The sequence below is a fragment of the Streptacidiphilus sp. MAP12-16 genome (assembly GCF_041262165.1).
GTDB lineage: Bacteria > Actinomycetota > Actinomycetes > Streptomycetales > Streptomycetaceae > Streptacidiphilus.
On record NZ_JBGCBY010000007.1, the window covers coordinates 296248 to 316639 of the forward strand.

Here is a 20392-nt window from a genome sequence, read left to right on the forward strand (position 1 = left end):
CCAATGGGGAGTTGACTTCCCGAGACCGCTCAGCGGCTGGCTTGTGGTGTGATCTGCTGGTCGATGATGTCGCGGAGTTGGTGACGGCCGGTGATGCCGAGCTTGGGATAGGAGCGGTACAAGTGTGAGGCGACAGTGCGGGGGGACAGGAACAATCGGTCGGCGATCTCGCCGTTGGTCAGGCCGTGTCCGGCGAGGATGACGATCTCGCGCTGTTGAGCAGTGAGGCCGTCCAGCGCGCCCGGGGCGCCCTGCGGGGCTTGCACCGTTACGCCGCAGGCACGCAGCTCGGATTCCGCGCGGTGGGTCCACGGTGCCGCGCCCAGACGGCGGAACGTTTCCAGGGCGGTCACGAGGACGGGCTTGGCATCGTTGATCCGTCGCTGCCGGCGCATCCATTCCCCGTAGTCCAGCTGAAGCTGGGCCCGTTCGAACGGCCACGTGTCTCCGGTGGGATCGGCCAGGGGCGCGGCGAAGTGGGCTTCGGCGCTGTCGGGCTCGGCGAGCAGTCCGCGGGCGCGGGCCGTGAGTTGTTCCAGCCGCGGCCCGGGCGCGGGGTCCACGCGAGCCAGCGCGCGCTCCAGCAACGTACGCGCTTCGAGGTGCCGTTCGGCGCGCACCGCCGCAGTGGTGAGGTCGGCGACGGCGAGGTACGAGAAGTGATGGTGCAGGGGTGTGCCGTCGGCGGCGAAGAGTTGGCTGAGCTGCGCGTACGCGGTCACGTAGTTGCCCTGGGCCAGCGCGGCGAGACCTGCCGTCTGCCAGATCCTGGCGGCGAACCCGCGGTATTCGGAGGTGTCCACGGTGGCGCGCACGCGGGCCAGCAGCGGTGCCACCTGGTCGTGTTCGCCGCGCATGGCCGCCACGATGGCCGTGGTGAGGTCGGCCGAGCCCGCGACGGTTTCCATCTTGTAGGCGGCGGCGATGTCGCCCGCCTCTCGGGCGGCGGCGAGTGCGTCGTCCCAGCGCCCGCTGTCGACGCATGCCCATTGCAGTGCCGACAGCACGCCGCCGCTGGCGCCGCGGACGCCCGGGGCGCGCAGTCGGCTGAGGGCTTCGCGCAGCACCCTGACCGCCAGTTCGGTTTCGTCCAGGACCCAGGCCGCCGCGCCGAACGTTCCCGGGTCCGCGAGGGGTCCTGCCGCTGTGCGCCGCAGGCGGGGGACGATGTCGGCTCTTTCACCGAACGGGTCCGTGCAGGCCCGGATCCAGATCCGGTACTCGTCGGCGCGGCCGGAGGGCCGGTCCTGGGCCGACGGCGGTGGCCCGTCCCGGGAGTCGAGCAAGTCGAGGGCGGCACGGGCCTTGGCGCAGACCTCGGGGAGTCCGGTCTGGTGGGCGACCGTGGCGGCCATCCAGACAGCCTGCCAAGCGATTGCCGGTAGCCTCGGGGATGCCTCGGCAGCGACGGACAGGAGTGTGTCGAACGCGTCGGCGTTGCGGTTGGACCACAGCAGCGACCAGCCGATGTCCAGCCGGGCGGCGATGCGCAGGTCCGGGGCGGAGGTCAGCGTGAGTACCTTGCCCGCCAGTTCCCGTACCCAGTCGGCCTGTCCGGTGGGCAGGGCGAGTTCGGCGGCGGCCAGTAGTCGCCGGGCCTTGTCGGGTTCGCCGGGGCTGAGCTCGGCGGCGCGTTCGAGGGCGCGTGCCGCCGCGGCGGCACCGCCGCGGCGCTGTGCCTGGGCCGCGCTGTCTTCGAGCAGTGCTGCCAGGTGCTCTTCGGGTTCCAGTGCGGCGGCCGCCAGGTGCCAGGCGTGGCGGTCGGGCTGGTCGCGGAGCGCGTCGGCGACCTGTCGGTGCGCCGCGGCCCGCTCGGCGAAGGGCGCGGCATGGTAGATGGCCGACCGGGTGAGCGGATGGGCGAACCGCAGGCCCGCCGTGTCCAAGCGGATCAGGCCCGCCGCTTCCGCCGGGGCGAGCGCGGCGGCGGAAAGACCTGTAACCGCCGTGGTCAGGTCCGGGCTGTCGGCGGCCGCGGCGAGCAGCAGCGCGGATCGGGCCGCCGGGGGCAGAGTGGCGTACTGGGCAGCCATGAGGGCGGTCAGCTGCCCGGTCAAGGGCAGCGGTTCGGCGTTCCATCGGCGCCCCGCGTCGGGATCCGTTGCGATCACCCTGGCCAGCTCGATCAGTGCCAGTGGGTTGCCGACCGCCTGGGCCAGCACCTGTTCACGCAGCCGACCGTGCGGCGGGCGCGGTTGCGCGTCCAGGAGCAGGCTTGCGTCCGGCCGGGTGAGCGGTCGCAGCAGGAGCTGCGGCAGGTCCCGCTCGAAACCGGCGGGAGGTACGTTCCCGCGGGCGCCGACCAGCAGCACGAGCTGCTCCGATTCGAGGCGCCGGGCGGCGAAGGCGAGCGCGTCCAGGGAGGCACGGTCCAGCCATTGCGCGTCGTCGGCTGCCACCAGCAGCGGCTGCTCGTCGGACAGCTCGGACAGCAGGGTGAGTACGGCGATCCCGGTGAGCAGGGCGTCGGGCGGCGCAGGGTCGTCGGAGAGCCCGAACGCGCCGCGCAGCGCCTCGGCCTGGCGGGTCGGCAGGCGGGCCACGCGGTCCAGCACCGGGCGCAGCAGCTGGTGCAGCCCGGCGAACGCCAGGTCCTGCTCCGACTCCCTGCCGGTGGTCGCCAGCACCCGCATCCCCGCCGCCTTGGCCTCGCGCGTGGCTTCGGCCAGCAGGACGGTCTTGCCCAGACCCGGATCGCCCAGGAGCAGCAGAACGTGGCTTTCCTTGTGGGGCGGGGCGATCAGTTCCCGCAGCAGGGACAGCTCCTCCCGCCGCCCGATCACGTTGGTGTCCTTACGGGTCATCGCGGAAACGCCACCCTCACTCGGCCGAATACGGCCCGCACACAGCCAAGGTGATCCGGTCGTGCAAAGCCGTGTGCAGTCAGGTTGCGGATACCGGACGGCCGCTGCGCGGCACAGGGTTGAGTGTATGGATGCTGTCCTCTGCGCGCGATGGAACGCGGGTTCGTGATGCCGTATGTCATGGTCGGCCGGGAGAACACCGGTGACATCCGGATCCACTACGAGGACCACGGCGCGGGCCCGCCCGTCGTCCTGGTCCACGGCTACCTCGCCGACGGGCGCTCGTGGGAGAAGCAGGAAGCGGCTCTGCTCATGGCCGGGTACCGCGTCATCAGCTACGACCGGCGCGGCGGCGGCGACTCCGGCCGGCCGACGGTGGGCTACGACTACGACACGCTGGCCGCGGACCTGAACATACTGCTGGAAGTCCTGGATCTGCTGGATGCGGTGCTCGTCGGCTGCTGCTCCGGCACGGGGGAACTGACCCGGTACCTGGGAACGTACGGGCAGCGGCGGGTCCGCGGCGCGGCACTGCTGGCGCCTCTGCCGCCTTTTCTGCCCCGGTCCGGCGCCAACCCGGAGGGCATCGCCCCGGGCGTCCTCGACGCCTTCCTCGGCGAGCTGTCCGCCGACCGTCCGGCGGCGATCAAGGCATACCTGGACCGGTACTACAACATCGACTACTACGACACCGACTACCGCAGCACCGACCTGATCGGCGGAAGCCGGGTGAGCGACCAGGCGTGGCAGAACAGCTTCCACGTCGCGCTCCGGGTGTCCGCGGTCGCGGCCCTGGGCTGCGCGGTCGCGTGGCGGGAGGACTTCCGGGACGACGTCGCCCGCATCACGATCCCCGTCCTGATCGTGCAGGGCGCTCACGACAGGGTCATGCCGCCCGGCGCGACCGGGAACCGCCTGGCCGTGATGCTGGCCGACGCCCGCCTCGCGGTGATACCGGACGGCGGTCACGCGATCATCTGGACGCACGCCGCCCAGGTCAACCAGCTGCTCGTCGGCTTTCTGCAAGCCCTGTGACGCGTACGGCAGGCGGCGAGGAACTCCAGCAGAGCCAGGATCCGGTCGGCGGTGCCGTGGATCGCCGGCACTGGGACGTCGATCTTCGGCAGGTCGTCGCGGAAGTCGGTCAGCCAGGAGTCGACGCACGCGTAGGTGACGAACGGCGACGCTGTTACCGCGACCTCGAAGGAGGCGTCCCAGGCCCGGGCTCGGGCCAACCTCGGTATCCGCAACCTGACTGCATGTCCCCTGCGGCGGCCCAGTGCAGTCAACATGCGGATTCCGCCGCCGCGTCGCGGTTGATTCGCTCGGGTCATGGAGCTCAACTCGTACTCAGGTCTGCCGAACGAGCGGGTCAAGGCCGCGAACGGCATCGACTACGCGTACCGCGACACCGGCCCGACGGACGACGGCGCCGGTGTGCCGCTGGTCCTTCTCCAGCACTTCCGTGGAAACCTCGACAACTGGGATCCGGCGCTGATCGACGCGCTGGCACCGGCCCGGCGTGTCATCGCCTTCGACAACGCCGGAGTCGGCGGCTCCACCGGGACGACTCCGAACACCGCGGACCAGATGGCACACGACGCCATCGCCTTCATCGAGGCGGTCGGGGCCCTGGGCCTCGGCCAGGTCGATGTCCTGGGATTCTCCCTCGGCAGCTTCGTCGCGCAGCAGATCGCCCTGACGCGGCCGGCGCTCGTCAGAAGGCTGGTCCTCGCCTCGTCGGCGCCGCAGGGCGCCGTCGGCATGCACGGCTGGGCCCCTGAGGTCATCGACGCTGTCGGCAACCTTGAAACCAGCCCCGAGGAATACCTGAGCGTCTTCTTCACCGGATCCCCGGCAAGCCTGCGGGCCGGCCGGCAAACCCTGCAGCGGATCTACGGCGCCCGGAGCGCAGGCCGGGACACGGCGACCAATTGGGCGACCCGCGAGGCGCAGTACGACGCGGTGTGCACTTGGGGGATCCCCGATCACGCGAAGCTCCAGCGGCTCGGCTGCCTGAGGATGCCCGTGTTCGTGGCGAACGGGGACAGCGACCCGATGATCCTGCCGCACTACTCCCACCTGCTCGCGGGTCTGATCCCGCAGGCTCGCGTGAAGATCTATCCCGACTCGGCGCACGGGTTCCTGTTCCAGCACCACGCGGAATTCGCCGCGGACGTCGACACCTTTCTCGGCGGCCCTCGATGACCGGCACCCACGTGATCGTCCTGCCCGGCGGCGGGTACGTAGAACACGCTTCGCACGAGGCGGAGCCGGTGGTGGACTGGCTTGGCGACACAGGTGTGCGGGCGAGCGTGTTCCGCTATCCGCTCCGCGCCCGGCACCCGGAGCCGCTCAACGCGCTGCGCGCCGAGATCCGCCGTCGGAGGGCGGCCGGCGCACAGCGCATCGGTCTCATCGGGTTCTCCGCGGGAGGTCATCTGGCCGGGCTGGCCGCCCTCGCGCCGGGCGCCTCGCCCGATGAGGCGGTGGACTTCGCCGTGCTCGGTTACGCCATCACCTCGATGGAGACCGAGACCTACCGTCCGGCCCGAGTGATCCTTCTCGGCGAGGACGCCGGCCCCGAGCTGCGCCGGGCGACATCGCTGGATTCGCTGGTCACGCCCCAGTCGCCGCCGTTCTTCGTCTGGCACACCGCGGAGGACCCCTATGTCCCCGCCGAACACGCCTACCGCCTTGCCGCGGCGCTCGCGGCCGGCCAAGTCCCGCACGCCGTGCACGTGTTCGCCCACGGCCCGCACAGCCTCGGCCTCGCCCGGAACGCCGGAGAGGCTGCGATATGGACCACGCTGGCGAAGGCCTGGATCCACGAACAGGCGTGACCGTCGCCTACATCACTGGTCCCCGGCCATCTCCCGCAGCTCCGCGATCTGCTTGCGCGCCGCGGCGACGAGTTCGTCGTTGGTGTTCGCATGACCGCCCAGCCCCCACCCGCCGGGCACGGCCTCGGTCAGCAACACCCAGGTGCGGTCCGCGAGCGTCGGGTCGCCGACGGCCTCCGCGACCATGCCGGTGAACCGGCTCACCACCGCGATCTATTGTCGCCGCGGTCGAGAGCACCTGCGTTGGTCAGCACCTGCACGCGTAGGTCCACGAGTTGCCGACAGGCGACCTGTCGAACGTCGACGGCGCGTCCGACTTTCCTCGTTGCCGTATGCCTGAGCCGCGTCGATATGCCGGTAACCGGCGTGTAGCGCCCAGCGCACGGCGTTGACGCACTCACGCCCGGCCGGCACCTGCCAGACGCCGAGGCCGAGCACCGGCACCTGGCTCCCGTCCGCCAGCAGGCGCGCGCCGCCCCCGGATGTGGCTGCGTTCAGGTTCATGAGCACCAGCATCCGGCAACGCACCGTGGGCTGGTATCAGCAACATGACGGCAACCGGCCGCGACTCGCAGTGCAGTCAACATGCTGATACTCCGCCGCCGTCCCCGAGGGTGACCATGAGGTCAAGCTGAGTCAGCGATGCCGGAGAAGACGATGAGCCTTGACTTTGACGTGTTCGTGGTGGATCCCAAGCCGATCCCGAGTGCGGTGCCGGGATTCGAGGAGGCGGTGGGCCCGGCGACCTGGCCGCCGTCCACATCGACGCTGATCAGGGATGACGACGGTGCCCTGCTGGTCGACTGCCTCATCACTGTGCGGGAGGGCCGGGAGCTGGCGGCGTGGGTGAAGTCCCACGACTGCGAGCCCGGGTACGTGTACATCACCCATCCGCACGCCGACCACTTCCTCGGGCTGACGGAGATCCTGGCGGCTTTCCCGCAGGCGAGGCCGGTGGCCCTGGCCGAGTCCATCTCCGCGATGCAGGAGCAGATCTCAGCGGGGTACATGCAGGTCTGGGGCGGGTTCTTCCCCGGCCAGTTGACCGGCGAGCCCGTCCCGCCCGGGCCGCTGACCGGCAGCACGATCCCGATCGGAGGCTCATCGGCCACGGTGATCCCGGTCGGGACCACCGACACCGGGCATTCCAGCGTCGTCCATGTCCCGGACCTGAGCCTGGTCGTCTCCGGTGACGTCGTCTACAACCGGACGCACATGTGGCTGGCGGGATCGACACCGGACTCCCGGGCCGACTGGGCGCGGGCGCTGGACGCCGTGGCGGAACTGGAGGCCGACACCCTGATCGCGGGCCACCGCGATCCACGGGCCGACGACGACGACGCCCACCGCCAGATCGACGAAAGCCGCCGCTACCTGGCCGATTTCGAGACGGCGCTGGAACACAGCTCCGCACCGGGCGAGCTCATCGACCGAATGACGGCCGCCCATCCCGAGCTGGCGAACCCCTACACACTGTGGGTCGCGGCCCACGACCTGCTCGGCACCGGAACCTGACACAGACAGCAAGGACGGATCGCCGAACCATGCCAGGGGATACCAGAGAAGCGGTCGGCCTGGAACCGGCCGCGGAAGGCCGCAGCACGCGGGTGCTGAACCTACGCAGAATGACGGCCCGCCGGACCGACGAGGCGAACCGGTCCTCCACACCGCTGGAACTGTTCTTCGACCTCTGTTTCGTCGTCGCCGTCGCGCAGGCCGCCTCCCACCTGCATCACGACCTGAGCGGCGGGCACCTCGGCCATGCCGTGGGCAACTACCTCTGGGTGTTCTTCGCGATCTGGTGGGCCTGGGGGAACTTCACCTGGTTCGCCTCCGCGTACGACAACGACGACGACCCCTATCGACTGCTGACCATGGTGCAGATCGCCGGGGCGCTGACCTTGGCTGCCGGCGTACCCCGGGCCTTCGAGTCCGGCGACTATCTCGTCATCACCCTCGGCTACGTGATCCTGCGGCTGGCCATGGTCATGCAGTGGCTGCGGGCTGCCAGGGCCGATCCGGAACGGCGCACGACCGCCCTGCGGTACGCCGTCGGCTACGCCCTGGTACAGGCCGGATGGGTCGCTCGCCTCGCCTTCGACCAGCCGACGTACCTCTATGTCGGGCTGGCGGTGGCCGTGGGCGAGTTGCTGGTCCCGATCTGGGCCGAGCGGGCGCAGGTGACGACCTTTCACCCGGAGCACATCACCGAGCGGTTCGGGCTGTTCACCATGATCGTGCTCGGCGAGGCGGTGCTGGCCGCGACCATCGCCGTGCAGACCGCGGCCGACTCGCGCGACGGCACCGATGTCGACCTGCTGGTCCTGGCCGGCAGCGGTCTGCTGATCGTCCTCAGCCTGTGGTGGCTCTACTTCGACCGGACCACCCAGCGCATGCTGCGCTCCATGCGTACGACGATCATCTGGGGCTACGGCCACTATCTCGTCTTCGCCTCGACCGCGGCGATCGGCGCCGGACTCGCCGTCGCCGTCGACGCCCTCACCGGCCATGCACACCTCACACACCTGCAGCAGGGCTTGACTGTCGGCGTACCCCTCGCTGCCTGGATCGCGACGGTCTGGTGGCTGCGCGTTGGCCCGCCGCTGCGCGGTCCCGCCGTCGCGGCCTCGCCCGTGGCCGCGGTCCTGGTGCCGGCCGCGGCCTGGACCTCTGCGGCCGTGCCCCTGATGGCCGTGATCACCGCGGCGCTGGCGGCGGTGACGACCTGGGCCGCGCGGCGGACGGACTGATCGCTCGACGCCGGGACGTCGGTGCGGCCGTGGCTACTCGGGGTTGCCGGTGGTCCACGACACCAACATGCTCAACCACTGGCAGCAGCCCGGCGATGTGCTGTGGCGCGAGGTTCCGCGACCTGGGCGAGGACGTCCCGCTGCAACGAGTACAGATATGCCGCGTGACGTGCAGCGACGACTTTTCGGGCGGCACAGCTTCGAGCAGGCAAAATGCCACCGCAGGCACGGGTCCTGCGTGTGATCGCTGAGCGTGGAAGAACTCCATGATCACGCAGGGCCCGTGCCTGTCTCACGTCCGGATCCTCATCCGACAAGGGACCTCACCCTTTGCCGGCGGTCCAAGTTGCTGGCGTTGGAGGAGCCCCCGGGGCCACCCGACCGGTGACCGCACCAGCGATCCGCGTGGCGACGGCGGGGACGAACCTGAAGGTCAGGGTGCGGAGTTGAGCAAGAAAGTGCTGGCGTCCGCCTGCGATTCGCGTAGGGGCAGGAATACGGCCTGTTTCCCGACGACCGCCTGGCCCTGCCGGCTGAGGATGAACCGGGTCAGTTCCTCCAGGACGGGGTCCAGGGCGTGTCCCGGCTGCTTGTTCATGTTCAGATACGTCACCCGGCTGAGCGGATAGATTGCTGCGGAGACGTTGTCATAGGTAGGTGCGTGGGCCGGATCCTGGGCGTGGTTGCTCAGGGCGAGGACCTTGACCGGCTGGTCGACGTAGGCCATGCCGGTATAGCCGATCGCGTAGGGGTCGTTCGAGACGTCCGTGGCCACGTTGAAGACCGTCTTCTCCCAGTGCACGTTCGGGTCCGCAGGCGTCGAACCGATGGCTGCGCCTGGGCGCCATTCGCCGCGCTTGCCGTTGTAGTTCAGGACGCGCTCGCGGACGAACTCCTCGAATCCGTTCCACGGTTGAATTCCGACGATGTGTATCGGCTTGTCCGCCCACGCGCCGGTCACGCCCAGCTGGCCCCATGTGGTGATCGGTGCTCCACCCCGATTGCGGGTCGTGGACAGGATCGAGTCGAGTTGGTCGAAGGACAGTTTGTCGATCGGATTGTCCTTGTTCACGATGAACCCGATGGAGTCGAGGAACCCGAAGTGGCGGTAGCTGCCCCCGGAGATGGGGATGCTCAACGGGTCGTAGCCGAAGGCATCGTGGAACCCTTGGATGTCGGTCGGCTTGAGCTCGCGGGAAACGAACACACAGTCAATGTTTCCCTTGATGAGTTCCAGCGCGCCCAGGCTTCCCGCGTATGGTGGGGCGACTGCTATGTGGACCCCCGGATAGTACTTCTGGAATCCTGCGATCCACTTCTTCGACAGGTCGGCCAGCACGTCGGAGGCTGCACAGTGGTAGTTGCCGCGTAAGGCGTCCGCGCGCTTGGGTGTGTAGTCCGCCAGGGTCTGATCCGCGGTGGGCTGCAGTAGTTCGGGAGTGGGGAGCGGCCGCCCGTGCGCCTGATCGTACGCGTCCTGCGCCGGCGTCAGCGGGGTGAGCGAGTTCGCCGGCGGAACGGCCAGGTAGACCATGCCCTTCGTGGCGCTGCCCGTCGCCGTGTTCGTCGTCGCGGCACTGACCACGGTACCCCCGAACGCCAATGCCGTGATGAGGGATGCGGTCATGATGAGCTTCGCCCTGCGTTTCACTGATACGGCTCCTTGTCGCATTTTTATGATTTAACTGGTCAAGCGCGTGGTTCAGGCAACAGGTGCCCCAGCCGCCGGCAGCGGGTCGGCGCGGGCCTTGGACTGCACGGACTCAAGCAGTGCCAGCAGCAGGTCCTTGCTGGAGCTCAGTTCCCGCACGTCGCACAGAATCACCGGCACCGAATCGTCCAGATCCAAGGCGGCGCGGACGTCCTCGATCCCGCAATCACGAACGCCATGGAAGCAGTTGACGCCCACCACGAAGGGGATGTCGTAACGCTCGAAGAAGTCCACTGAGAGGAAACAGTCCTCCAGCCTGCGGGTGTCGGCCAGCACCACCGCGCCCAGCGCCCCGTACACCAGGTCGTTCCACATGAAGAGGAATCGTTCCTGCCCGGGCGCGCCGAAGAGGTAGAGCACCAGGTCCGCGCTGATGGTGATCCGGCCGAAATCCATGGCCACGGTGGTGGTGTGCTTGTTCTCCACCCCCGCCAGGTCGTCCACACCGACGCTGGCCTGGGTCATGTACTCCTCGGTCTCCAGCGGCGGCACCTCGCTCACCGACCCCACCAGGGTGGTTTTGCCCACCCCGAAACCGCCTGCCACGATGATCTTCACCGCGGTCGGGACCAGTTCGGCCCGGTCTGCTGGGTCAGAGCCTTTTGATGCCATCGATCACCTTCTGGAGTAGCCGCACGTCCGGGGTGCCAGCCATGGCGACCGGCGCCCGGGTCAGGATCATCGAGTTGTCGAGGAGGTCCCCGAGTAACACCTTCACCACGCTCGCCGGCAGGTCCAGGCGTGCTGCGATGTCGGCGACACCCATGGGCCGGTCCCGGCAGAGATCCAGGATCTCTGCCGGCTCGGGCTCCATGAGGGAGGTGTCCACGTCGGGGTCGCGCGTCAGCACCTGAGTGATCAGGCTGAACGCCTTGTCCTGCGCGGGGTGTGAGGTCCGGCCGCCGGTGATGGTGTATGGGCGGACCAGGCCGGCGTCGTAGTTGAGCGGGTGCTTGTCCGGCCACCTGTTGCCGGGCTGGTGGTCGCTCAGCCGTCTGTCGCCGGGCCAGTCGGTCACTCATCCTCACCGTGGAATCCGCCGAGGTCGGAGCGTGGTGCCGCGACGAGGTAGCGCCCCACCTGCTTGACCAGGAGGTTTATTTCGTACGCCATGATCCCGGTGTCGACCTCGGCGCTGGCCAGGGCGGCCAGAACAGCGCCCTGGCCAGCGGCGGTGACGAACAGGAAAAGGTTGTCCAGCTCGATGACGGTCTGCTGGACGCGCCCGCCGTCGAAGCGTCTGCCCACGCCCTTGGCCAAGCTCTGTAGTCCGGAGGCGACTGCTGACAGATGCTCCGCTTCCGACTGCTCGAAGTCGCGGGACCGCCCGACCAGCAGGCCGTCACTGGAGAGCACGATGGCGTGCCGCATTTTCGGGATCCGGCCGACCAGGTCGTCGAGCAGCCAGTTCAGCTGACCGGTGGCTTCGGTGTGCTGCGTCATCTCTGTTCCTTCGTCGCGGTCCCAGTGCTGCTGCTGTCCGACTTCGGTTCGGTGACCTCCCGGCCCCGCCTGGTCCCGCTCTGGATGGAAGCCATGGTGCTGCGGGAGCGCTCCGGCAGCGGGCCGTCAAACTCGTTGTCGGTCTGGCTGTCGCCGACGTCCGCAGTCTCACGCATCTGCCGGGCGAGGCTGGCCTGCTTGATCCGCTTGGGTAGGACGCGCGGGACGGCCTTTTCGCCAGGCTCCTGGCCCTGGCTTGCGCCCTCTTCCACGTGTTTGCGCTCACTCGAGCCTGTTCCAGGTGTTCCACCAGGCAACTCGACGGGGCGGCGGGGCGCTGCGTGCCGCCCGCCCACGGTCTGGTCCGGAGCGTGTCCCTGGCGTCCCCGATCCCGCTCCAGCCCGGCGCTGAACGCACCCTGCTCGAGGGCACCGGAGGCGGGCCGATCGCCGCCCGTATGGCCGGACGAGGCGTGCACGAGCGCGGCTTCGGCGCCCTGCAAGTCCCGCTCGGGCACGGGCTGCTCGTGCATGGGCTGCTCGTGCACGGGCTCTGCGCGCGCGGACTCTGCCCGCGCGGACTGTTGAGGAAGGGTCCGTACGCGGTTCTCCGGCGGCAACTCGAACAGCCCGGGCGGACCCGACGGGTCCCGTTCCATCGCCTCCATCAGCACCGTCGGCAGCAGCACGATCGCGCAGCTCCCGCCGTACGGTGATTTGCGCAGCGAGACCCCCACGCCGTGCCGGTGGGCGAGCCGAGCCACAACGTAGAGGCCGAGCCGGGGATCATCGCCGGTCAGTATCATTCCGGGTTCGGGCGGATTGGCGAGCAACTGGTTGAAGCGCGCGTACTCCTCGTCGTCCATGCCCAGGCCGCGGTCTTCGATCTCGATCACGCAACCGCTCGGTACTTCCTCCACGGTGACGGTCACCCGGGTGTGCGGCGGAGAGAAGGTGGTGCCGTTCTCGATCAGCTCTGCCAGCAGGTGGATCACATCGGTGACCGCCGGACCGGCCAGCAGCGTTCGGGGGACGGGGTGCACCTTCACCCGGGCGTAGTCCTCGACTTCGGACACGGCGCTGCGTACCACGTTGACCAGTTGGACACCGGTGCGCCACTGGCGGGCGGTCGGGGCGCCGCCGAGGATGGCCAGGTTCTCGGCGTTGCGCCGGATCCGCGTGGCGATGTGGTCCACCTCGAAGAGCCGGCTGAGCAGCTTGGGGTCGTCCGTTCCGCGCTCCAGGTCGTCCAGCCCAGCGATCTGACGGTGCACCAGCACCTGGGTGCGGCGTGCGAGGTTGACGAACACCTGCCGTGTGCCCTCACTGTTGCGGGCGCGCTGGACAGCGGACGCGACCGCTGCCAGTTGCGTTGCGGTGACCTCGGTGGCGGTGCGTCCCAACTCGTCGTCGCCGTAGTCTTGCGGGGTCAGCTCGGCGCGGACATCGACGGGCTCGCCGCGGTTCACGCGCTCGATGAGGTCAGGCAGCCGGTGCTCGGCGAGGTCTCGCGCGGCCTGCCGCAGGTCGGCGAGCCGACGCAGGATCTGACGGGCCAGGCGTCGGCTCACCAGGACCGTGCAAAGGGCCGTAGCCAGGAAGAACGCGCTGCTGACACCGATGGCGACCACCTGGGAGGTGACCCGGTTGGACGCGGCGCCGATCGCCTGGCTCCAGCCCTGGTCGAGCACACCCACGAGGCCGGTGTGGACCTGGTCCTCGGCTTGGCGCCAGCCGTCGGCGGCGGACGGTAGTTTGACGCTGGCCTTGGCGCTGGTGCTCGTGATGCCGGTGCTCGCACCGCCGATGACGGCTGTCTCGATCGAGCCGAGGTTGGCCCATGCTGGGCTGGAGACGACCTTCGCGAAGGCGGCAGCGGTGGGCAGGTCCTGGATGTTGCCGGAGGTGAGGAGGTCGCGCCTGGCGGCGGCGACGGCGGCGAAGTTGGTGTGGACGGCGGCTGACATCCGTCCTGTGGCCAGGGCGGCGGACACCTCGGCGTCCTCGCGGGCCAGCCGTTCAGTAACCTGGACCACGATGTACGCGGCGGCGGCGCTGCGGCCGAACTGCGCGTCCCCGATCCGCGCGAGGTCGTCGGCCTGCACCATGCCCTGGGCGATGAACGCCTTGTAGTAGTCGAACGATTCGGCGGCAGTGAGCCGGCTGCTGTCGATCACGGCGCGCTGTCCGGTTAATTGGCTCAGCTGGCGGTTCAGGATCAGGACCTGCGCGCGGCTTACCTGGTCCGCGCCGTCCACTGTGCTGGACGCCATGCGGAACCCCTTCGCGGCGGTGTCTGTCTGTTGCCGCTCGGCGTCGAGGGCGGCTCTGTCCGCAGGGTGCAGGTCAGCCTGCCAGATGGCGGTGAGGCGGCGCTCGTCCTGAAGACGGGCGAGCAGTGTGTGCAGTGGAGCACCCAGCCGCTGCGCGAACTGGGTCTGCGCACGCAGCGCAAGGGTGTCGCTGAGCTGAGTGGCCATGGTGTAACCCCACAAGCAGCTGAGCAGCACGCTGGGGAGCGCGACCGCCAGGACAATCCCGGTCCGCAGCACATCGCGGGTCCTGGGACGGGGTGGGACTCGTCGATCGCTTCTGCCTGGCATCCGGTTCCTTGGACGGTCGGAACGATGACGGCCGACGCTGACCCGACCACGGGTTGGGCTCGGCCCGGCCACCGCCATTTAGTGGTTGGCAGGGCCGTGACTAGCTGGCTGGGGAGGACAGTATCAGCTAATGATCCGATTTGTGGGCTCAGAGATCATCAGATGCCTTTTGTGAATGGGTAGTTGATTGCCAGTGTCCGTTCGGGTGCTGGATGACGCCCAGAAGCCAGGTGGTGGAGTCTGAGTTTGCTGCCCGCGCGGGTGGCGGACTGTCCGTCAGGGCCAGCCAGGCTGAGTTGGTGTACGCCGCCCACGACGGGAGCTGCGGAGCGACGGCCGCATCCGCGCCCACGTCCTGCTGTGCTGGCGCGCCCTACTGCTGATCAGGGTGGCCGAACGCCTCCCGGGGGCGGGGAACGGAGGGTCCCGGCCCCGATGCTGAGCAGCCAACACGGCTCAGCGTGCTGCGCCCGGACCACCGCTGCAAGGCTGTCGGGCCATACAGGGGATGGCAGCGCGTCGCTGGCCGCGCGGAGGCTCGTCAGTCGGCCGTGGTGTTCGTGGCGTCGGGTCGTTGTGCCGAGCGGAAGCGTTGCTGGTAGGCGCGGGGGGACACTCCGAGTCGCGACACGAACGCGCGCCGCAGTGTCTCCGGGCTGCCGTAGCCGGCGCGTTCGGCGGCTCCCCGGACGCTGTATCCGGTATCGAGGGCGGCCTTGGCGCTGTCGAAGCGCACCGCGTCGACGTATCTGGCGGGTGTGGTGCCCAGTTCCTCCTGGAACAGTCTGGTGAGGTGACGAGGACTCAGGGCTGCCTGTGCCGCCAGCGTCGGGATGGAGTGCTCGGCGGCGGGGTCGGCTGCCACCGCGTCGAAGACCGCCCGCAGAGCCGATGTGTGCGGGCGGGGGCCCTGCAGGGTCGGCGAGAACTGCGACTGGCCTCCCGGCCGTTGCAGGAACACGACGAGGGACTGGGCGACCTGTCTGGCGATGGCCTCGCCGTGGTCGTCCTCCAGGAGTGCCAAGGCCAGGTCGATCCCGGCGGTGACGCCGGCCGAGGTGAAGGTACGGCCGTCGCGGACGAAGATGGCGTCCGGCTCGACGGTGACCCCGGGGTAGGCGTCGCGGAGCAGTTGGGTGTGCCGCCAGTGCGTGGTGGCCCGGCGTCCGTTCAGCCGGCCGGCTGCGGCCAGGATGAACGCACCGGTGCAGATGGAGCACACCCGGCCCGAGCGCGCGGACATGGCGTTGACGGCGTCGCGCAGCTCGGTGCTGATGGGGTGGGTCGGGAGTCGGTCACCTCCCATCACCAGCAGGGTGTCAAAGCCAAGACCCGCGGAGGCGGCGTCCTCGTCGACCGGGATCCGCAGGCCGGTGGAGGAGGTCACCTCCGCGCCGCCGACCGAGCAGAGGACCAGCTCGTAGTGGGTGCCGATCCGGTTCGCCTCGCTGAACACCTCGCTGGGTCCGGCGACGTCGAGCAGTTTCACCCCGTCGAAGACGACCACGCCGACCCGGTGCGGCGACTGGGATCCCCTCGTGGTGGTCACGTGGCCTCCTGTGCGTCGTCTGTCCGAATCCGTGCGAAGCCTGGCCGAGCACGCGGAGCGCGCTGACCTCGGCACATCCCACGCTATAGGTACAGCCGCAGCAAGCCGCCAAGACCCACGGAGACGACGATGACCGAGACGATCGCCGGGATCACGATCCCGGACACCGCGCTGGCACGGGAGGCGACGGACCTCGTCCGCGCCGCTGCGAGCCCGCTGCTGTTCGACCACTCCCGTCGGGTGTTCCTCTTCGGCTCCCTCAAGGGCCTTCATCGGGGTCTCCAGGTGGATCCCGAACTGCTCTACGTCGGCGCGATGTTCCACGACCTGGGGCTGACCGAGCGCTACCGGCGCACCGACCAGCGCTTCGAGGTCGACGGGGCCGACCTGGCCCGGGACTTCCTCCTGGCCCACGGACGCAGCGAGGCCGACGCCCGGGCGGTCTGGCTGGGCATCGCCCTGCACACCACCCCGGGAATCGTCGAACACCTGGAACCCGAAGTCGCACTGGTGACCGCCGGGGTGGAGACCGACGTCCTGGGCCTCGACCTCGACGAGATCACTGACGGGCAGATCAGGGCGGTCACCGACGTCCACCAACGGCCGAACTTCAAGCAGAACATCCTGCATGCGTTCACCGACGGCATGAAGGATCGGCCCGACACCACCTTCGGGACCATGAACGACGACGTCCTCGCACACTTCGTGCCCGGATTCACCCGGCAGGACTTCGTGGAGATCATCCTCGGCTCGGCCTGGCCCGAGTAACAGCGCCGACCGGTGCGGGCCCGCCGCGTAACCGACATCGGACAACAACACCATCGGCGGAGTGGGGAACCGCTCAGCCGCCCCGTCAACGAATGGATGGAAGGTAGTACGTGGTGAGCAATTACCTGACAACGGAGACGGGTGCCCCCGTCGCGGACAACCAGAACTCGGAGACTGCGGGTCCCAGCGGCCCGATCCTGTTCCAGGACCAGTTGCTCTTCGAGAAGCTTGCCCACTTCAACCGGGAGCGCATCCCGGAGCGCATCGTCCACGCCCGCGGAGCCGGGGCGTACGGGACCTTCACGGTCAGCGCCGACGTGACCCCCTACACCCGCGCGAAGTTCCTCGGCGAGATCGGCAAGCAGACCGAGACCTTCCTGCGCTTCTCCACCGTCGCCGGCAACCTCGGCTCCGCCGACGCCGTCCGCGACCCGCGCGGCTTCGCGCTGAAGTTCTACACCGAAGAGGGCAACTACGACCTCGTCGGCAACAACACCCCGGTGTTCTTCATCAAGGACCCGAGCAAGTTCCCCGACTTCATCCACACCCAGAAGCGCGACCCCTACACGGGTTCGCAGGAGGCTGACAACGTCTGGGACTTCTGGGGTCTCTCACCCGAGAGCACCCACCAGGTCACCTGGCTGTTCGGCGACCGCGGCATCCCCGCGACCCTGCGCCACATGAACGGCTACGGCTCGCACACCTACCAGTGGCAGAACGCCCAGGGCCAGTACTTCTGGGTGAAGTACCACTTCAAGACGGACCAGGGCATCAAGAACCTGACGGCCCACCAGGCCGCGGTACTGGCCGGCGCCGACCCCGACTCCCACCAGCGCGACCTGCGCGAATCGATCGAGCGCGGCGACTTCCCGTCGTGGACGGTCCAGGTGCAGATCATGCCCCCGGCCGACGCGGCATCGTACCGCTTCAACCCGTTCGACCTGACCAAGGTCTGGCCGCACGAGGACTACCCACCGATCGAAATCGGCAAGCTAGAGCTGAACCGCAACCCGGAGAACATCTTCGCCGAGGTCGAGCAGTCGATCTTCAGTCCGGCGCACTTCGTGCCCGGCATCGGCCCCTCCCCGGACAAGATGCTCCAAGGCCGCCTGTTCGCCTACGGCGACGCGCACCGCTACCGCGTCGGCGCCAACGCAGACCACCTGCCGGTGAACCGTCCGCACGCCACCGAGGCCCGCACCAACGGCCGCGACGGCTCGTACTACGACGGTCGCCATGGCCGGGCGAAGAACTACGAGCCGAACTCCTTCGGCGGGCCGACGCAGAGCGGCGAGCCGCTGTGGGCGTCGGTCCCGGTCACCGGCGGCACGGGCCCGCAGGCCCAGCCGCTGCATGCCGAGGACAACCACTTCGTGCAGCCGGGCAACCTGTACCGGCTGATGTCAGAGGACCAGAAAGAGCGTCTGATCGGCAACTTGGCGGGGAACATCGCGGGCGTTTCCAAGGACCGCGACGACATTGTCGAGCGTGCGATCGACAACTTCCGGCAGGCCGACGAGGACTTGGGTAAGCGCCTGGAGTCGGCAGTCGGCGCGCTGCGGAAGACCTGACGCGCGCCACACCACGAGCCGCGGGCTCCCGGACCTTGCGACGGCCGGTCCGGGGCCCGCACCCGCTGGTACCCCAGGTAGTGGCGACATCCGCCCGGACCCTGTCGGCCAGGGTCTGGTTCAGCATCGCCGTGCGAGGACGTCGGCGAGCACCTGGCGGAGCCCACCCGGGGGTCGGACGCGGCGTGGCGGCAGATGGCGGCTCGGCTGGAGGAGGCCGGGGACGAGGCGAAGGTGGAGATCGTGGTCCCCGAGGGCGGGCGAAGCTGCCTGTGCTTCCCGCCCCCGGCCACGCAGGTAGACACCGCCGAGCTCTACGACCAGACGGCGAAGCTCGACCCGACCGGGCGCGGCCCTGACGATGAAGTCCACCGTGTCCTGCCTCCCGGCGAAGCTTCCTGACCGGGTGCTCGACGAGATGACCTCCTACGCCCGGACGCTGTGGGACTCGCTGGGCTGCCACGGTGGCATCCGGGGCAACTCAGCTCGGCTTGGCCTGGGCCTCCTTGGCGGAGGCCTCCAGCCTGTTCCAGTACTCCTGGTACCAGGCCTCGTCGCCGCCACCCATGTTGCTGTTGGTCTCGCGCATGCCGGCCTTGCCGTCGATCAGCTCGCGGACGATGTCGGCGTGGCCGGCGTGACGGTTCGTCTCGGCCGTCGTATGCAGCATGATCCGCTGAAGCGTCACGTCGCCGTTGTCGCCCCACCATGCGACGTGGCCCATCGCATCGAGCGGCAGCGCCTCGATCGTCGCGTCCGCGTGCGCCCAGGCGCGGCGGTAGAGGCCAAGGATGTCCTCGCGCGACTCGTCGGCGCGGCCCCACATGTCCGAGTTGGGCTCGGCCCCCTCGTCGAGCCAGGGGAGGGATTCGTTGTGCGGGCGGCCGAAAGTCGGGCCGAAGTACCCGAGCTCGACGCTGGCGAGGTGCTTGACGAGGCCGAGGAGGTTGGTGCCAGTCGGCGTCAGGGGGCGGCGGCTGTCGTACTCGGACAATCCGTCCAGCTTCCAAATGATGGCTTCGCGGGCCGCCTTGAGGTAGCGGTGCAGGTCGTCTTTAGGATCGTTGGGCTTCATGGGGCCGAGTCTCGCATCACCTGCCGACAGTCGTCGCGTGGGTTTCCCGGTTACCGACGCCGAGCTCCGCGTCAGCGCGGTGCGGGCCGGTTCGTTCTTCGGGGCTCCGGCGTCGTCTGGCACTGCGGCGCTCGGCCAGCACCCACCACGTCGAACGTGACCGTCGTGCTCGTTCCCGGTCGCCTTCCAGGTTGGCAGCCCCGAGGCTCCATTTCGCGGCCGATCAGCGGATCGGCAGACCAATGCGCCATGGTTCGAAAAGCCCGACCAGGCGCGGCTCCAGGAAGGTGTCGAGTGCGGCCACGCGGTCCTGCCGGACGGTGAGGAGTTGGACGGCGAAGGGCCGCCAGGCCGACCCTCGCTGGTCGCGGTGGAGGATCGCGAGGGCGGGCGCGCCGTTGGCCTGGACCGGGAGTGCCCGGGCGTCGCGGCACGGATTGGGCTCGCGCCGGAACCAGCGCTCGATCTGGTCGCGCCCAGCCAGCCAGAGCGCATGCGGCGGCATGGCGAGGGTCGCGTCGTCGTGGAGTAGCGCGAGGAGCGCGGGGATGTCATGGCGTTCGAAGGCGGCCACGTACCGGTCGAGCAGCGCTCGCTGGTGTTGCGTCAGCTCGTCCGCGCGGGGGCTCTGGTCGGTCCGGCCGTCGGCCAGGCGGTGGCGGGCGCGGCGCAGCAGCCCGTTGGCCGCGGGGACGGTTACGTCCAGGAGCGCGGCTGTCTCCTCGGCGGGCAGCAGGAGGATGTCGCGGGCCACAAGCGCGGCACGCTGCGTCGGTGGGAGCCGGTGCAGCGCGGCGACGAAGGCGAGGCGGACGCTGTCGCGCAGGACGGCGGTCCGGGCGGGGTCCTGGTCGGGCGGCAGTAGCCAGTGGTCGGGCGCGGGCAGGAGCCACCTGTCCTGATCGCGCGGGCCGAGCGGCGAGGCCGCGTCCCCGGCGCCGGTGACGTCGACGGGTCGCTCGCGCCGGGGGCGCTGCCGCAGGAGATCCAGGCAGATGTTGGTGGCGATCCGGAACAGCCACACCCGCAGCGAGGCGCGCCCGGCGAAGCCCGCACGGCCGCGCCAGGCGCGCAGCCATGTCTCCTGGACGGCCTCCTCGGCATCGAAGGGCGAGCCGAGCATGCGGTAGCAGTAGCCGAGCAGCTCGCGGTGGTGGCGGGCGTGGATCGCGTCCCAGTCCTCGACGGCTACCGGGACGCCGGTGGTGGACGTCACGTGAGGGACAACGGCCCGTCGTCGCACGGCATTTCCGCTCGCCGCGGTCAGTTTCGCTC

19 protein-coding genes are annotated in these 20392 nt (G+C 69.4%); 8 read left to right on the forward strand and 11 right to left on the reverse strand.

All coding sequences use genetic code 11. The features are described from left to right. Positions 1-29: 29 nt before the first annotated feature. Positions 30-2804: an AAA family ATPase gene (locus ABIA33_RS12095; protein WP_370080326.1), complete on the reverse strand. Its 2775-nt coding sequence runs from the start codon at positions 2802-2804 to the stop codon at positions 30-32. 150 nt (positions 2805-2954) lie between these two features. On the opposite strand from ABIA33_RS12095, the gene ABIA33_RS12100 reads away from it, so the two are divergent. After that, positions 2955-3839: an alpha/beta fold hydrolase gene (locus ABIA33_RS12100; RefSeq protein ID WP_370080328.1), complete on the forward strand. Its 885-nt coding sequence runs from the start codon at positions 2955-2957 to the stop codon at positions 3837-3839. On the opposite strand, the gene ABIA33_RS12105 is transcribed toward ABIA33_RS12100, so the two are convergent. Then, on the reverse strand, positions 3770-4096 hold the full coding sequence (locus ABIA33_RS12105; protein ID WP_370080330.1) for a hypothetical protein: 327 nt from the start codon (positions 4094-4096) through the stop codon (positions 3770-3772). The two genes, ABIA33_RS12100 and ABIA33_RS12105, sit on opposite strands and share 70 nt — an antisense overlap. 40 nt (positions 4097-4136) lie before the next feature. Between ABIA33_RS12105 and ABIA33_RS12110 the strand changes: the two genes are divergently transcribed. Both ABIA33_RS12110 and ABIA33_RS12115 read left to right on the forward strand, forming a co-directional pair. Beyond that, positions 4137-5012: an alpha/beta fold hydrolase gene (locus tag ABIA33_RS12110; protein ID WP_370080332.1), complete on the forward strand. Its 876-nt coding sequence runs from the start codon at positions 4137-4139 to the stop codon at positions 5010-5012. Beyond that, positions 5009-5647, forward strand: coding sequence for a prolyl oligopeptidase family serine peptidase (locus ABIA33_RS12115; protein ID WP_370080334.1), 639 nt, complete (start codon positions 5009-5011; stop codon positions 5645-5647). Before ABIA33_RS12110 ends, ABIA33_RS12115 begins: the two co-directional genes overlap by 4 nt. A 12-nt stretch (positions 5648-5659) precedes the next feature. Here the strand turns inward: ABIA33_RS12115 and ABIA33_RS12120 are convergent, their stop codons facing one another. Beyond that, a complete protein-coding gene (locus tag ABIA33_RS12120) occupies positions 5660-5851 on the reverse strand; it encodes a hypothetical protein (protein WP_370080336.1) in 192 nt (63 codons plus the stop codon). A 453-nt stretch (positions 5852-6304) separates the two neighbouring features. Here ABIA33_RS12120 and ABIA33_RS12125 point away from each other — a divergent pair, with 453 nt between their 5' ends. After that, positions 6305-7162, forward strand: coding sequence for an MBL fold metallo-hydrolase (locus tag ABIA33_RS12125; protein WP_370080338.1), 858 nt, complete (start codon positions 6305-6307; stop codon positions 7160-7162). Between the two features lie 110 nt (positions 7163-7272). Then, positions 7273-8397 carry a low temperature requirement protein A gene (locus ABIA33_RS12130; protein WP_370080340.1) on the forward strand — a complete coding sequence of 375 codons (1125 nt, stop codon included), beginning with the start codon at positions 7273-7275 and terminating at the stop codon, positions 8395-8397. Positions 8398-8830: 433 nt separating this feature from the next. Here ABIA33_RS12130 and ABIA33_RS12135 read toward each other — a convergent pair whose 3' ends face one another. The 6 genes from ABIA33_RS12135 to ABIA33_RS12160 all read right to left on the reverse strand — a co-directional run bounded on the left by ABIA33_RS12135 (position 8831) and on the right by ABIA33_RS12160 (position 15703). Continuing rightward, positions 8831-10024: a PstS family phosphate ABC transporter substrate-binding protein gene (locus tag ABIA33_RS12135; protein WP_370080342.1), complete on the reverse strand. Its 1194-nt coding sequence runs from the start codon at positions 10022-10024 to the stop codon at positions 8831-8833. 75 nt (positions 10025-10099) lie between these two features. Next, positions 10100-10720: an ATP/GTP-binding protein gene (locus ABIA33_RS12140; protein ID WP_370080344.1), complete on the reverse strand. Its 621-nt coding sequence runs from the start codon at positions 10718-10720 to the stop codon at positions 10100-10102. Then, the gene (locus tag ABIA33_RS12145; RefSeq protein ID WP_370080346.1) at positions 10701-11126 is read right to left on the reverse strand and encodes a DUF742 domain-containing protein; all 426 of its coding nucleotides are present in this window, start codon (positions 11124-11126) and stop codon (positions 10701-10703) included. Before ABIA33_RS12145 ends, ABIA33_RS12140 begins: the two co-directional genes overlap by 20 nt. After that, complete coding sequence (locus ABIA33_RS12150; RefSeq protein WP_370080348.1) at positions 11123-11551, reverse strand: roadblock/LC7 domain-containing protein; 429 nt, start codon at positions 11549-11551, stop codon at positions 11123-11125. The genes ABIA33_RS12145 and ABIA33_RS12150 overlap by 4 nt, the downstream gene beginning before the upstream one ends. Then, on the reverse strand, positions 11548-14103 hold the full coding sequence (locus tag ABIA33_RS12155; RefSeq protein ID WP_370080350.1) for a nitrate- and nitrite sensing domain-containing protein: 2556 nt from the start codon (positions 14101-14103) through the stop codon (positions 11548-11550). Before ABIA33_RS12155 ends, ABIA33_RS12150 begins: the two co-directional genes overlap by 4 nt. 592 nt (positions 14104-14695) lie before the next feature. After that, entirely contained in the window at positions 14696-15703 is a 1008-nt protein-coding gene (locus ABIA33_RS12160) for a GlxA family transcriptional regulator (RefSeq protein WP_370080352.1), read from the reverse strand. A 129-nt stretch (positions 15704-15832) separates the two neighbouring features. On the opposite strand from ABIA33_RS12160, the gene ABIA33_RS12165 reads away from it, so the two are divergent. The 3 genes from ABIA33_RS12165 to ABIA33_RS12175 all read left to right on the forward strand — a co-directional run bounded on the left by ABIA33_RS12165 (position 15833) and on the right by ABIA33_RS12175 (position 18444). Further along, entirely contained in the window at positions 15833-16471 is a 639-nt protein-coding gene (locus tag ABIA33_RS12165) for an HD domain-containing protein (protein WP_370080354.1), read from the forward strand. Positions 16472-16581: 110 nt separating this feature from the next. Further along, complete coding sequence (locus ABIA33_RS12170) at positions 16582-18042, forward strand: catalase (RefSeq protein WP_370080356.1); 1461 nt, start codon at positions 16582-16584, stop codon at positions 18040-18042. Between the two features lie 195 nt (positions 18043-18237). Next, complete coding sequence (locus ABIA33_RS12175; RefSeq protein ID WP_370080358.1) at positions 18238-18444, forward strand: hypothetical protein; 207 nt, start codon at positions 18238-18240, stop codon at positions 18442-18444. A gap of 79 nt (positions 18445-18523) precedes the next feature. Here the strand turns inward: ABIA33_RS12175 and ABIA33_RS12180 are convergent, their stop codons facing one another. Together ABIA33_RS12180 and ABIA33_RS12185 are read right to left on the reverse strand one after the other, a co-directional pair. Further along, entirely contained in the window at positions 18524-19117 is a 594-nt protein-coding gene (locus ABIA33_RS12180) for a DinB family protein (protein ID WP_370080360.1), read from the reverse strand. A gap of 223 nt (positions 19118-19340) precedes the next feature. Next, on the reverse strand, positions 19341-20333 hold the full coding sequence (locus ABIA33_RS12185; RefSeq protein ID WP_370080362.1) for an RNA polymerase subunit sigma-70: 993 nt from the start codon (positions 20331-20333) through the stop codon (positions 19341-19343). Positions 20334-20392 lie beyond the last annotated feature (59 nt).